This is a genomic window from Limnovirga soli (assembly GCF_013106755.1).
GTDB lineage: Bacteria > Bacteroidota > Bacteroidia > Chitinophagales > Chitinophagaceae > Limnovirga > Limnovirga soli.
The window spans coordinates 57,666-72,770 of the sequence record NZ_WHPF01000016.1 but is presented as its reverse complement, the minus strand read 5'-3'; the positions used below and the strand labels follow the sequence as shown (position 1 = coordinate 72,770).

8 protein-coding genes are annotated in these 15,105 nt (G+C 38.4%); 3 read left to right on the top strand and 5 right to left on the bottom strand.

The window, feature by feature from the left end:
* Position 1: 1 nt before the first annotated feature.
* Both GD597_RS19155 and GD597_RS19150 read right to left on the bottom strand, forming a co-directional pair.
* Complete coding sequence (locus tag GD597_RS19155) at positions 2–3,106, bottom strand: SusC/RagA family TonB-linked outer membrane protein (protein ID WP_171609522.1); 3,105 nt, start codon at positions 3,104–3,106, stop codon at positions 2–4.
* Positions 3,107–3,387: 281 nt separating this feature from the next.
* Positions 3,388–4,269: an inositol oxygenase family protein gene (locus tag GD597_RS19150; RefSeq protein WP_171609521.1), complete on the bottom strand. Its 882-nt coding sequence runs from the start codon at positions 4,267–4,269 to the stop codon at positions 3,388–3,390.
* Positions 4,270–4,452: 183 nt separating this feature from the next.
* Here GD597_RS19150 and GD597_RS19145 point away from each other — a divergent pair, with 183 nt between their 5' ends.
* Positions 4,453–5,463 carry a LacI family DNA-binding transcriptional regulator gene (locus GD597_RS19145; protein ID WP_171609520.1) on the top strand — a complete coding sequence of 337 codons (1,011 nt, stop codon included), beginning with the start codon at positions 4,453–4,455 and terminating at the stop codon, positions 5,461–5,463.
* Positions 5,464–5,579: 116 nt separating this feature from the next.
* Here GD597_RS19145 and GD597_RS19140 read toward each other — a convergent pair whose 3' ends face one another.
* From GD597_RS19140 to GD597_RS19130, 3 genes are all read right to left on the bottom strand, one after another.
* Positions 5,580–8,933, bottom strand: coding sequence for a VCBS repeat-containing protein (locus GD597_RS19140; RefSeq protein WP_171609519.1), 3,354 nt, complete (start codon positions 8,931–8,933; stop codon positions 5,580–5,582).
* A gap of 220 nt (positions 8,934–9,153) precedes the next feature.
* On the bottom strand, positions 9,154–9,840 hold the full coding sequence (locus GD597_RS19135) for a hypothetical protein (protein ID WP_171609518.1): 687 nt from the start codon (positions 9,838–9,840) through the stop codon (positions 9,154–9,156).
* 163 nt (positions 9,841–10,003) lie between these two features.
* Positions 10,004–12,655 (bottom strand): putative LPS assembly protein LptD, encoded by a 2,652-nt coding sequence (locus GD597_RS19130; protein ID WP_171609517.1) that lies wholly within the window; start codon positions 12,653–12,655, stop codon positions 10,004–10,006.
* A gap of 174 nt (positions 12,656–12,829) precedes the next feature.
* Here GD597_RS19130 and GD597_RS19125 point away from each other — a divergent pair, with 174 nt between their 5' ends.
* Positions 12,830–13,750, top strand: coding sequence for an N-acetylmuramoyl-L-alanine amidase family protein (locus GD597_RS19125; protein ID WP_171609516.1), 921 nt, complete (start codon positions 12,830–12,832; stop codon positions 13,748–13,750).
* 341 nt (positions 13,751–14,091) lie between these two features.
* Entirely contained in the window at positions 14,092–15,105 is a 1,014-nt protein-coding gene (locus GD597_RS19120) for an MlaD family protein (RefSeq protein ID WP_171609515.1), read from the top strand.

Here is a 15,105-nt window from a genome sequence, read left to right as displayed (position 1 = left end):
TCTAAAAGTTAAGCGTTGCCCCAATGGTGAATGTTCTAACTGCAGGATATTGAGCTACATCCACACCTCTTTGCTTGTTACCATCGGTATAACCCAGTTCAGGAGTATAACCGCTATAACCTGTTAAAATAAAGGCATTATAACAGCTTACATAAAAGCGGGTATCAGGCATGGCAGCTTTGGCTATATTCCATTTAGACAAAGTATATCCTATTGAAATATTTTTCAATGCCAGGTAATCACCTTTTTCAATCCATAAATCAGAAGAACGATAGTTTTGATTAGTATTTGCCCTGGTTAAGCGTGGTATGCTATTACTGGTACCTTCACCATGCCATCTGTTCATTGATTCCTGATAGAGGTTAAAAACCTGGGTAGCATCCAGGCCAGCCATACGGTCGGCATTGTACAATTCAAAACCAAATGCACCGGCAAAAGAAAAACTAAGATCAAAACCTTTATAGGAAGCACTACCATTAATACCCAATACCACACCGGGATTAGGGTTACCCAGGTTAACCCTGTCGTTATCGTTAATAATGCCATCGCCGTTTTGATCTACAAATTTTACATCGCCGGGTTGAATACTACCTTTATTTGGATCATTGGCTATATTAGCAGCCTTATCAATTTCTGACTGGTTTTGGTATAAGCCAGCGGTTTGAAAGCCATAATAGGAAGATATGGGCTGACCTTCATATGTACGCGATGTTTCTAAAGATTCTCGGCCATACAAAACTGAACCAATATAATCAGCTTTGGTACCATAGAGATAAGTAACCTTATTCTTGATAAAAGAAGCATTTGCACCAATAGAATAACCCAAATTGCCTACTTTATTCTGGTAGGTAAGATCAAGTTCAATACCACGGTTATTTAACGTACCCAGGTTTTGATAAGGAATGGTGATGTTACCGCTGCCATAGGATAAGGAACTGTTAGCTCCATAGTTTTCAACCAGTGAATAAGGAATCAACATACCTTTTGTATCCTTATTAAAATAGGTAAGTGTACCGGTTAAATGGTTTTTCAGCAGACCAAATTCAAGACTTACATTGGTCATTTCAGCTCTTTCCCAGGTGATATTTGGATTAGATAAACTAACTACATAAGAACCATCATATACATTACCATTTGTACCAAAACTATACTGGGTACCACCACCGCCGCTTCTGATAATAGCCAGATATTGGAAATCGGAAATATTTTGATTACCCAATTGCCCCCAACCGCCAGTAAGTTTAAGCGTGGTTAGAAAAGTAATATTGTCTTTAAAAAAAGATTCATCAGATATACGCCATCCTGCTGAGAATGCCGGGAAATAACCCCATTGTTTACCGGGAGGGAACTTACTTGAACCATCTGCACGCATGGTGGCAGTAAGCAGATATTTACCCAAATAAGAATAGTTTCCTCTTACAAAATAAGATTGCAAACCTGCATAAGGCCTATTGTTTCCATTACCACCTGAGAATTGATTGGCACTGCTGCCATTATCCAGAATTCTATGGTCATCAGCAGGATCAGCATAACCCCTGCGCTGAGCGAAAAAATAGTTTCCGGCAAAAGTTTGAGCAGAATACCCAGCAGTCAAACCAATATTGTGGCTCTTTTTGATTTGGGTATTGTAGGTCAAAAATATCTCCTGTAACCAGGAAGTAGATTCGCTATGAGATTGGGTTAATGTAGCCAAAGAGTTTACCCTTGTTTGATTTGGCGTTGCTATATCAAATGAATAATTATCATTCAATGTTTGATCAAATGCATAATTTACTTTAAGCATTAATCCTTTTATCAAATCCAGTTCACCGTATACATTCGCTAACACACGTCTGCTGGTATTATCCCTATCGGTGGTAGCAGCGGTGAAAACAGGGTTATTAATATCGCCCAGTTCATTATCGGCTTTTGAGCTACCCCAAGTACCATCATCATTAAATACCGGGATGGCAGGATTGAAACGAAGAGCACTCCAAACTAAACCGGCCTGAGTAGACCTTGTATCAGGCGCATTGCCACTGGAGTAGGAATAAAGAAAATTTTCACCAACTCTTATTCTGTTACCCAATTTATGTTCTGAGTTGAGAGAGGTACTTACCCTCTTAAAAAATGAGTTTACAATTATACCCTTATCATCAAAGTAGTTGGCTGAAATACTATACCTGGATTTGGCATTTCCCCCACGCATGGCAATATCAGCATTGTTGGTAGTGCCTGTGCCATACAGGGCATCCTGCCAATCAGTACGTTGCGTTGCGTAATAGGAATCGTTCCAAATGGCCGGAACCGGTGAACCATCATTTGCAAATTCTTCTTTCTTTAATTCTACCAATTGTGGGGCGGTAAGTAAATCAAGCGTTTTGGTTACATTAGAATTACCTGTGTAAATGTTTACAGTAGTTTTCATCTGGTCTCCAAAACTGCCTTTTTTGGTGGTTATCAGTACAACCCCATTAGCGGCACGAGTACCATAAATGGCAGAGGAAGATGCATCTTTTAATACCTCTATTGAAGCAATATCGTTGGGGTTTACATCATTTAAACTACCAGCTGGAACGCCGTCAATAACAATTAACGGGTCAGAATTGTTAATGGTACCGGTACCACGAATTCTTATACTGGGTACGCTACCAGGAGCACCATCGGTACGTACAATATCTACGCCGGATGCCCTACCCTGCAATGCCTGAGCGGAGTTACTAACAGGCAGGTTTTTAAAATCATCTCCTTTTACACTACTAATGGTACCTGTAACATCTTTTTTACGTTGTGTACCATAACCAACTACTACAACATCTTTTAACGCGTTAGCTGTTGAAACCAGTGTAATGGCGAAATCAGTTTTGCCTGTAATTTTTACCATCTGGGTTTGATAACCAACAATAGAAAATTCCAGTTCTGAAGTACCTACAGGAACCGAAATTTTAAATTTGCCAGTCGCATCGGTAATTGATACTACACCTGATTTGGGTGCAGTTACATTAACACTTTGTAACTTATTTCCATCGGGATCTGTTACTACGCCCGTTAGTACTGTTTGCGCATAGAGAAAGTTAGTGCAAAGCAGTAGCAATAAAACCATTAACAAGTTTTTTGTACATCTCATAAAGCAATTGGTTTTAATAAAAGTTAAAAAAATCAGCCATTTTCATGGTTACCATTTAGGATTAATTGATTAGTTTTTGAGGTAAGATTGTAACTATATAGAACGGTTTTCATTTTTGTTTAGATTAATAAATAACAGTAATACTGCTTAAACAATACTTATACTTAAAATTATTCAATACAATGCCTTTCTGCAGCCTAATGATAAGCTACAGTACAAGTGTGCGACGCAAGGAAAACCCAATAAAGCTTACAAGCCCGGCTAATAATGGCTGTTGACTTTTAGAATTTTAAAGTGGCAGGCAGGTATTTATCTATTAATTCCTGATAATATGGTTTTAACTCTTTCCAGTTGGGCGGAGTTGGATTTTTGGAATACAAATCATAAGGATTAAACAAGTCTACCCATTTAAACATTTTATGATCCTGTTCATTCATTAAATGAGAATAAGCATTTTCACGGTGTTGTGCATAAAAGGAATGATATCGCAACATATACAAACCCTCCATGGGTATATAATCCTTCATCATTTGATACACATATTCATCGTGGCCCCAAGACATGGTAACGTTATCTAAACCGCAATTTGGCTTATATACGCCATATTTGGTATTGTATTGCGGGTTATTATAATCGGGGTTGTTTACAAAATATTCGGGGTAAACAATTTTATCTGAGTAAGCGCAACCAACAGGAAAAGTATCGCCAACTACCGCCCATTGTGGCTCTCCAAATAGACATAATACTTTACCCATATCGTGAAATAATCCTACCAGCACCATCCATTCCGGATGCCCATCCCTGCGGATAGCTTCGGACGTTTGTAACAAGTGCTGAAACTGATCCATATCAGAATCGGGATCTGAATCATCCACCAGCTCATTTAAAAAATCAAATGCATTCCACACCGGCATTTCTTTTTTATTGAATTGCAGAAACTCCCTGGTTTTTTCGGTTACAAAATCAAATGTTTGATAGGTATGATTAAGACGGTAAAATTCACGTACTGTATCGCGTACAGGCGTATCATAATTCCTGTATTCTTCCACTTTTTTGTTTTGTACAATTTTTTCAGGATCCGGATAGCGGGCCAAAATATCCTCTTCCCATTCATGTAAAGAAGAGAGTGGATTTGCTGCATTTTCTGGTAAAATGGTACTCATTTTATGTGGTATTTATATTTGCTAAACAATCGTATTACAACAAAAAAAAATTTACTTTCACCTCATTATCTGCATCTTCATTAAAATCACTACCCGAAAATGCAGACTTATTATGGTTTTTAGTACTATAACCAAACATTTATTTACGTAAACGTTTTCGTAATAAATTTTTAATATGCTTTTATGCGGGTAACTATTAAAACATTGGCCAAGGCATTAAATCTTTCTACGGCCACTGTTTCCAAAGCATTGAACGATAGTTATGAAATTAGTAACGATACCAAACAAAGGGTAAAAGCCCTGGCAAGGGAATTACATTATGTACCCGATTTAAATGCCAGCAGCCTGAGAAGTGGCCGTAGTAAAACCATCGCTGTTATTATCCCCGAAGTGGCAGATAGTTTTTTTTCGCAGGCGATAAATGGCATCGAATCGGTTGCCCAGGAAAAAGGATACCATGTACTTTTTTATCTAACCCACGAAAGCCTGGCAAAGGAACAGGCGATTCTACAGGATTTTCAAAGCGGCAGGGTTGATGGCGTGCTGATATCAGTTACAGCCGAAACCCATAATGCAGCACATATTAAAGCACTTGAATCCAAAAAAATTCCGGTAGTATTTTTCGACCGTATTTGCGACGAAATGGAAACCGCCAAAATTATTACAGATGATTATGAAAGTGGATATAAGGCCACCCAACACCTGATAGATTGTGGTTGCCGGCAAATTGCATTATTGTCCATCAGTGAAAATTTGTCCATCAGCAACCAACGTATGGAGGGGTATAAAAAAGCGCTGGCAGATAATCAACTTCCATTTAATGCTGCTAATATTATTTATTGTGCCAACGATGAGAGCTATAACTTTTGCCTTATTAAAAATTTAATGGTACAAGCCAACAGACCTGATGGTATTATTGCAACTGTAGAAAAATTATCTGGCAGTATTTACTTTGTATGCAGAGAATTGCATCTGCAAATACCAACGCAGGTAAAAGTAATAGGCTTCTCCAACCTGCAGTCTGCATGGTTGCTAAATCCACCATTAACCACCATTACACAACCTGCATTTAATATGGGCAAAGCCGCTGCTGTGGCGTTGTTCAAAGCATTAAATAAAAAAAATTATTCCCCCAAAAACGAAATTTTAGTCATTCCGTCTTCACTGGAAATTAGAAATTCTACAGTAATTTAATTCATTATGTAGCCGGGCTTTTTTTATCAGTTCAACTTTACTTGCGTCGCACACTTGTACTGCATAACCAGTAGCTGCATAAAATACTAATGAAGTATAGAAAACAGCCCCCAATATTACCTGTGCATTTGCACTACCTGCACTGCACTATTATTTTTAGCCGCAAGCAATAAAGTTTGTCCATTTACATTAACCGTAATTAAATTACGCACATCTCCACCTATATTTAAACCCGTTTTATTATAAAAAACCGGTGTAAAATCGCCTTTGCCATTGCCCTTTAAAAAAAGACCGATACTGGCATCCAGCGGACCAATGTTTACCCTAAACGGATAATAATTACCTGCCATAACAATGTCTATATTTCCATCATTGTCCACATCTGCAGTCACCAAACCATTGGCAGCACTCATTTGGGCTGCTTCCGGCAAAGCTTTAATAGTAAATTTTCTATTTCCATCATTACGCAAATACACTGTAGAAGTAGTTTTAATAGCAACTGATTTTGCAGCTGCCAGCTGTTCTTTGTTAAAAATATCGGTTAACTGTGCATCAGCAAATGTGGCATATTGCAAAAACTTTTTTTGTATTGAGGGAATCTGGTCTGCCATTTCATCTTTTGAAAAATATGGGAAGCTTTTGCCATGGTTATAATAACAAAGTATAGGATCAATTGTACCATTACCATAAAAATCAGCGTATGTAATCGTAATAGGACTTTCATTAGCAGCCTTAAGTTGGGTGTTATTACCCAAATTACCAATTACAAGGTCGGTATCACCATCATTATCAAAATCGTTTGCCAGTATGCGGCACCACCAGCCATCCGTTTCATTTAAATGGTATGCCTCTGTTGCATTTTTTAATTTGCCTTTATTATTTTCAAATAAGGTAATGGGCATAAATTCACCTACAACTATCAAATCTTCCCACCCATCTTTATTTATATCAATCCATAATGCATCGGTAACCATGCCCGGGCTATTAAGGCTTGTATCTTGCTGCTGCATATCCCTTTCAAATCTTATCTGCCCGGGCTTGCTTATATTCTTAAGCATGTAGCTGGGCGGCGCTTCAGGAAACAATCCTGGCATTATTTTACCACCAACAAATAAATCGGGTAATCCATCATGGTTATAATCAGCAGTGCGAACACATGCACCACTAACATATTCAACCGGTAATGCATTTGCAGAAATATGGTAATTGCCAGTACCATCATTTTCAAAAAACTTGTCCTGATAATTTTTATTATTTAAAAAATAATCTGCACCGCCACTCACCAGATATAAATCAGCATCTCCATCCATATCTGCATCAAAAAACAGGGCATCAGTATTGGTAAAACTTTTGTTTCCATTCCACGGCTGGCTGGCGGCAGGTATAAACGTTCCTTGTTTTGTTTGCAAATACAACACACTTTCCTGCCCTGCCGATGTGCCAATAAAAACATCCTCAAGCCCATCTGCATTTACATCAGCCCTTGCTAGGCAAGGCCCTGTTTTTGAAAGCTGATATGGCAATAAAGGAGAAATCTTAAAATCCACAAACGAAGATTGCTTATGTATAAAATCTATTCCGGATTTTTTGGTAACATCTTCAAATAAGACCGGTAATCGCACGTTTGCAATCTCTTTTACCTCAGGCAATAAAGCATTATTTTGCGCTATCGTTATTAAAGTATTGGCGCCAATATTTTTCAGCAAAGATTGTTTGCCTCCTGGCCATACTACCCTTATCATTTCAATAATGCTATCTGCCCCCAAACCAATATGCATCACGGGGTCAATGGATGATTGAAAACCACGGGTAATATACTCCTCCTGTAGCTGTTGGGTATGCGCTGTTTGAACATATACTTTTGCCCCAATGCCAAGCGTATTTTTACCTTCACCCTTTAACCTTATTTTTAAATAATGTGCCTGGTTATTTGCTTCTGTATTGTTTCTGTATACTGTGGCTTGATCATTAAGGTTATTGATGATTAGATCCAGGTCACCATCATTATCTAAATCAGCATAAGCAGACCCATTACTAATACTAAGTTTATCTATTCCCCAATGCTCACCAACATTATTAAATCCAAGGTTATGGTTATTTTGAAACAAATAATTATTCAACTTGGTAGAAGGCATTTTTTTTATCAACTCCCACATTTCTTCTTTGGTGCCTGTTGTATTGGTAAGATGTGCGGTATAACCAGATGTATATTTTACAAAATCCATATTGGTAATATCTTTAAAAATACCGTTTGAAATAAACAGGTCTTTCCACCCATCATTATCAAAATCAGCAAATAATGGCGCCCAGCTCCAGTCGGTATTAGATACCCCTGCCAACTGTCCTATTTCGCTAAATATAGGTGCTCCGCTACTATCAACCCCATTGTTTAATTGAAGTGTATTGCGCATTTGTTGGCTATGAAAACCGGCATTTAAACGCATGCTGTACTTGTCATAAGTATCCGCACCTTTTAGCAATTTCTGCCTGTGATTATCCTCAGGCAGCATATCCATTACTATTATATCTGGCAATTCGTCGTTATTAAAATCTGCAATATCGCTGCCCATTGCAAATTCAGAAATATGTTTTGCCGATTTTGAAAGCACTTCCCTAAAAGTTCCATCATTGTTATTCAGATACAAAAAATCACGTTCATCGTAATCGTTGGTTACATAAATATCACTCCAGCCATCATTATTTATATCACTAATGGCAACACTTAAACCAAAATTTAAGCCACTGCCATCAATATGTGCAGGTACACTTATATCAGTAAAAAATCCATCGTCATTTCTATACAGGCGGTTACCAAATTTGGGGTGTCTGGTTGCTCTTAATTGTACAGTATTAAAATCGGGGTTGTAAAACATATCTGCATGGTTTACCATAAACATGTCAAGATCCCCATCATTGTCCATGTCAAAAAAAGCAGCCGTGGTGGTATAAGTGCCTGCAGCATCCAGTCCGTATTTTTTTGCACTCTCCGTAAAATGTGGTATCCCATTTTGTACACCGTTATTAATATATAATTCATTGGCTCTTTCTGCATCTGTTCCAGGCCCGGAGTAGCAAACATATATATCCAGTAATCCATCGCCATTTACATCAGCCATTACCACACCTGTTTTCCATTTGTTGCGCCCTTGCATGCCAGTACTTTCTGTTATATCCTCAAAGCTAAAATTGCCCTTGTTTAAATAAAGTTTATTAGATATCATGTTTCCCGTAAATATAATATCTGCCAGTCCATCGTTATTTACATCTCCCACAGCTACGCCGCCACCATTGTATAAATATTCATAAGTAAGAATATTATAATCAGCGTCTTCTATTATTTCATTGCTAAATTGGATATTGGTTTTTGAGGCTGGCATCTCTGTAAAAACAGTTGCTCCATTTTCCCCGGTACAGGAATAATTGCTAACAAGTATTATCAGTAAGCATATTCTAACAACAATTAATCTCATAGTAAACTAATAAAGCAATAAATATAAATGCAATTTGGAAATAGCAACGATGCATTTTACAGAGAAAGTAAAAGGCTTTTACTCAGGTACCGTTAAATCATAAATAAAAAGAGCAGATGCTTAATGTGTTATAATACCAGCTGCAAATGGCCTGGCAACATCCTTGCGTCGCAATCCTTTCATCGCCAGGTTAAGCATTAAGCTTTTTAAAGAGGTGAAATTATGGCGCACAGTAATGCAGCATTAATTTAAGTTGTTCCAGGTTAGAGAAGTTTACCTTATTATCCTTTACATATTTTGTAATATTTACATCAGGAAAAAGCAACATGAAGTTTTTTTTATCTGCCTTAAAAAAATGGTTAAACCCATCACTTAAATAATATGAATCCATTTCCTCAAACATCACATCCTTATTCACCTGTAAATGGTAAATCTGGCTGTTATTGGTAATTGTACCATAGGTAGTAATAGATGATGAACCCGAAGCGGCATCGTAACCTCCACGTGTTTTATCAGCCATTTGCACCATTTGCTGCCTGATGGCCAGTTTATAATTGCCCTTTTTATACACTTGCCTTACAAAGAATTTATCAAAATAAAACACCATGGAATCAATGGCTACAGAGGTGAGCAATACCGGTTCCGCAACAGCCAGTGTATCGCCTTTTTCGCCAATAAAATGCATTTCATCCAATAAAAAATTATAGTTAAGCTGCTGTGTGGTGGTGGTACCATTTCTAAAAAAAACTGTGCCGCTTTTAAATAAGGGCAAAACATACATGGCTTCTACAGGTAATACCTGATTGGGTATTTCGCCCACTTTTACAGGGTAGGCTTTTGATTTTTGTGCCGCAACAGGTGCATATATACCGTAAATAGTGGCAATAAGTAGTATCAGTATTTTCATTGGTGCTATATTAACGGCAACTTACAATTTTTATAGCATTATACAGTATGCGATGGGATATGAGGTTAAAATAGCTGCGTACAGAGCTAAACGTACAAGAGTGCGACGCAAGTAGGCTGCCATTATTGCTGGCGCCGGGCCAATAATACTTTAGGCTAAAAAATTATTGATTGTAAAAGAACCGGGAGCGGTTAATTTTTAGATCGCGTAAAATGCCGGATTTGGGATTGAGAGTTATACTGAAGGACCTGTATAAACCCACCGGAGTAACATTGATGGCCAATTGCCAGCAGTGCATTTCGCGGGTTATAAACATGGTTAGCGATTGTATTTTGGAGGTTTTAAAATCGTAATATCCGCCGCCGCCAACTTTCCATTTGGGTGTTAAACTAAAATCGCCATTAATATTCAGATTACTGTTTATCTGTGTTAAATAGTCTTTTAAATTAGGGGAAAGTGTACGGTAAAAACTTAATGAGAAAGACAACTGCACATTCCAGGGAATATTAAAATCTACAAACTCAGATGGGTTTTGGCGTACATATTCCAATTGCGCCAATTGCTCATCGGGTGTTAGGGTTTCATCGGGTGAAATGCGGTCCTCGGTTTTCTTGTCATCTTTGGACTTACTTTTTAATGAGGTTGAAATAGCAAGACTTCCATTGGTGAAGCGGCCCACTTTACCATCCTTCCAAAGCAACCGGTTAACCCGACGGCCAAGGCTATCGATATTATATGGATCGATAGAAGCGCTACCTGTTATATTTACTTTTCCAAACAAAGTACTGCGCAAGCTCATACTAAACGGGCTCCACTGCAAGGTGTCGGCAAGATAGTTGTAACCACTGGTGATACTTAAACCATCCAATAATTTTACTTTTTTGGTAGCGGTGGCGGCGGTGTCTTTTTTATCCTTCACCTTCATCTCGAGCAAATTATCTATACCAAAACTTAATCCGCCAAACTTACCCGGACTAAAAGCCCCAATTACACCGCCTTCCAGCTCGGAGAAGCGATAGGTATTACCTAAAGTATCTATTTGTACGGTGGAATAGTATTTACTAACTAAATCAGGCTTATAGTTAAATGAAACAAATGGCTTCACCTCGTGGCGTATGGCTTTTATGCCTTTTGATTTGGGGAAGTTAACTGTTCCAAAAATTCTGGTATTAAAGGAAAGGCTAAAACTCATTTCACGGGCAGTGTTAAAGCCTTTCAAAATAGAGGTATCCACTTTTTTGGCATCGGGGTTCCAGGTACGCATAATACGCTGGCCATACCATCTTTCCCCATAAGACACACTGGGCGACAAAATAAATGGCCCTAAAGGTGGCAATGATAAGGTAATGGGTACACGGTGTTCTACACCCCATTGGGCGGTATCAAGCAGGTTTTTAAAGTTGAAGGCTGAGTCGTAAAAAGAAAATTGGTTTAATAAGGTACCGTTATAGGAAACCCCCAGCTTCTCGTACCATTTTTGAGCGCCTACAATTTCTTTACGCTGGAAAGGGTAAATAGTTGTGGCACTAAAGCTTACCGTAGGTAGCCTTATATTTATTAAACCTGAATTATTATTCTGGTCGTGGTTGCCCGCAACACTTAAATTATACTTGCCCTGGTCCCATATTTTGTTCCAGGTAATAGAACTGCTTAACTGATTTTGGAAATTCTGGTATGAATTATTGGGTATATACTGGTTAAACTTGGTGCTACCGGCTCTTACATTGGCTGAGAATGTAGTACCCGGCCTGGCCCGTGTATCAGTAGAATGTGTCCAGGTAATAAAAAAGCCGGACGTTTCTGTAAACTCAGATTTTGAAATGGTTCCGCTATTCAGAATTTTTGTTTTTTGCAATGCCAGGTTTAAGTTACCCCTGTATTTGTATCGTTTAAAATACTCTGGTTGAATATTTAGGTTCCAGCCACCATAACTGTAAATATTACTGCGCACGGTAATATCCCAATTATCGTTGAGAACTTTATAATAGCCAAGCCCTTCCAAACCCAAACCAAAATCCTGATTGGAGGCAAACTGTGGTGGCAGCAAGCCCGAATGCCTTCCCCTGTTTAAAGGAAAAATACCAAAAGGAATGGCCAATGGTAAAGGAACCCCTTCTACTTCAAAATTAGCAGGGCCCGATACCGCAATCTTATTATTGATGATCTTTATTTTCCTTGCCCTGAAATCGAAATGGGGTGTATCCAGGTTACAGGTGGTAAACGTAGTGCGATAACCAAATGCTACTTCCTTATCTACTTTTTTTAACCGCTGTGCCTGTACATAAATATCATCTTCTTTATAAAATGTATTCAGGGTTAACCCTCTTTGGGTTTTCATGTTAAAAAAAATGGTGTCGCTTATAGATTCTGAACCAGCTTGTACCAATTTGGGTTTATTTAAAGCGCCCTGCGCAGTATCCACACCGCCAAATGCCTTAATCATTTGGTTGGCCTGCGTGTACTCAATTGTATTGGCATCTAATTTAAGATCCTGGTATTGGGTGCTGGCCTTGCCATATAAATAAAAGTTACGGGTAGACATAATTAATACCCCTGAATCTTCGGCATTATATTGCACCTGCGCTGCCAGCGAATCCTGAGAAAAGCTAAGGGTATCTATTGTAATAACTTTTGCCGAATCATTTAAGGAGGTAATAGAACTATCAACTATTTTTTTGTTGGTAGTATCTTTTAATACGGATGTATCAGCTTTATTGGTAATGATTGTATCTTGCGTAAGAGCAATAGCAGTTCTTGATTTTACTTTGGGTTGGGCAGTATCAGCTTCAGTTGTTAATACTTTGACAAAAGGCAAAAAGTTTTTATCCTTTGCCTGTATATCAAACGTTATTGCCGTAAATAGCAATATGGCAAGCCCCAAAAAAATGTAAATTATATTAGATTTGCAACGTTTGACCATAAGTACCGGGCAAAAATAGGGCTTAATGCATAAATGATTTGTGAAGAATACGTTTAATGAACTATAAATATGTTGAAAAAAATATTTTTTGCTGCAACAGTAATCACTTGTTTATCAATAATCTCTTCTTTTACCTATGTAACAGAAATACCTTTTCAAAAGCAAGGTATTAAAACAATTGTTATTGATGCCGGCCATGGCGGAGAAGATGGTGGTGCCAAAGGGGCTTACTCATGGGAAAAAGACCTTACACTAGCCATTGCGCTTAAATTACAGCAAACCTTACAGGATGCCATGCCCGATGTAAATGTGGTTATGACAAGAACCACCGATGTGTTCGACCCACCACCTGTAAAAGCCAATAAAGCCAATAATGCCAAAGGCGATTTATTTATTTCTATTCACTGCGATGCGGCACCCGCACAAAAACACAGTGAGTTAATTGGCTATAAAACCCAAACCTATTATACGGGTAAAGGCAAAAACAAAAAGAAACATACCCGCAAAGTACCTCAATACCGCACATGGACAACCCCAAGCCCTGCCAAAGGTGCATCTACTTATATTTGGGCGGTACATAAAAACGATGATAAGGAACTGGCCATGCGTGAAAACGAATCATTATATATTGATAGTACCATGTACGCACAGGTAAGCGATTTTGACCCCGATTCTCCCGAAAAACGAATTTTATATGCTTTAAAAACACAGCAATATTTTCAGCGCAGTGCAAGTTTGGCATTAACGGTAGAAGAAGAATTTGCCAGCATTGGCCGCTCAGTTAGAGAGGCATTGCAAAGACAGGTAGGAATTTGGGTATTACAAGCCACCGCCATGCCAAGCGTATTGGTAGAAACCGGGTATATAACCAATGCCGAAGAAGAAGACTATCTTAATAGCGAGAAAGGCCAACAGGAAACTGCCGACGTAATTGTAAAAGCCTTAAAGCGTTACAGGTATTCACTCGAGCATCCTAAAACCCAGGAATAACAAGGCCGGGTAACACATTTTACAAAACTTTATCAACCACCTTTTACATAACCATTAGTTTTGTGCCCGCAATTATGGCACTTAATATTAATATTGCATAATATTGGTATTATATAGTTCTTTGTTATTACATGGTATGCGTTAGGGATTGAAGCGGAAAGCCCGCAGCGCAGCGAGGACTTGCAGCGTAAAGCCCGACCCGAAAGGGTAACGCCAAAAAATAAGAAAAAAGCATTTTTAGGAGCCCGGCAAAAGCACTTATGGCATCGCCTCTTGCGTCGCACACTTGTACTGCAACAACACCATGCAACAATAAAGAACAAACACTAAAAAAATGTATTGTGAAAATAAATAACGAAACAAAAATTGGCGCACTAACCGCTGTAGCCATTACCTTTTTAATATTGGGTTTTAATTTTTTAAAAGGCCGCAGCCTGTTTAAAACCGGCACTTTTATTTACGCCAAATACAGCGACACGAAGAAATTAATGCCATCGAATCCGGTATTTATTAACGGCTTTCAAATAGGCAGTGTATACGATATTGTAGCGGCAGATAACAATATAAGCTCAGTTGTTGTTGGCGTAAAACTAAATGGCGACTACCTGATTCCTGATAACTCGGTTGCGGTTATTGAATCCTCTCCGCTTGGTTCTCCCGCCATTGTTATTACCACAGGTAACAGCACAAAATATATTAACAACGGAGACACCATTACTACCTCGAACAATTCGGGTTTACTGGGTGAATTATCTGGTAAAATTACACCAGTGGCAGATCAGCTAAAAGCTACGCTGGCTTCGCTGGATACGGTGTTAAGAAATATAAATACGGTATTGGATCCCAATACAAAAGGCAATTTGCAAAGTGTTATTGGTAATTTAAATAAGGTAACAGCCAGTTTGGTGGTATCGGCAGCGGCATTGCCATCTATGCTAAATGAGCAATCAGGTACCTTATCAAAATCACTGGAAAATGTAAACAGCTTTACCAAAAACCTGGCGGATAATAATGAGAAAATCACAAATATGATGAGTAACATTGAAAAAACGACCGACAATCTTTCCAAAGCCGATATTGATGGCGCAGTTAACAGCCTGAAAGGTACTGTTGAAAAACTAAATGATATTATGGCCAAAGTAAATTCAACAGATGGCACTTTAGGCGCTTTGATAAACGATAAACAATTCTACAACAACATTAACAATACCATACGCAGTGCCAATGTGCTTATGGACGATCTTCGTGCCCACCCGAAACGTTATGTAAATATTTCTGTTTTTGGTAAAAAAGATAAAGGCGGCTATCTGGTAGAGCCTTTGCCTTTAACAGATTCTACCAAAACACTTAAGTAA

Excerpts from the sequence above, each read along its gene's own strand:
- GD597_RS19155 (WP_171609522.1), bottom strand. The coding sequence starts at position 3,106 with ATGAGATGTACAAAAAACTTGTTAATGGTTTTATTGCTACTGCTTTGC.
- GD597_RS19150 (WP_171609521.1), bottom strand. The coding sequence starts at position 4,269 with ATGAGTACCATTTTACCAGAAAATGCAGCAAATCCACTCTCTTCTTTA.
- GD597_RS19145 (WP_171609520.1), top strand. The coding sequence starts at position 4,453 with ATGCGGGTAACTATTAAAACATTGGCCAAGGCATTAAATCTTTCTACG.
- GD597_RS19140 (WP_171609519.1), bottom strand. The coding sequence starts at position 8,933 with ATGAGATTAATTGTTGTTAGAATATGCTTACTGATAATACTTGTTAGC.
- GD597_RS19135 (WP_171609518.1), bottom strand. The coding sequence starts at position 9,840 with ATGAAAATACTGATACTACTTATTGCCACTATTTACGGTATATATGCA.
- GD597_RS19125 (WP_171609516.1), top strand. The coding sequence starts at position 12,830 with ATGTTGAAAAAAATATTTTTTGCTGCAACAGTAATCACTTGTTTATCA.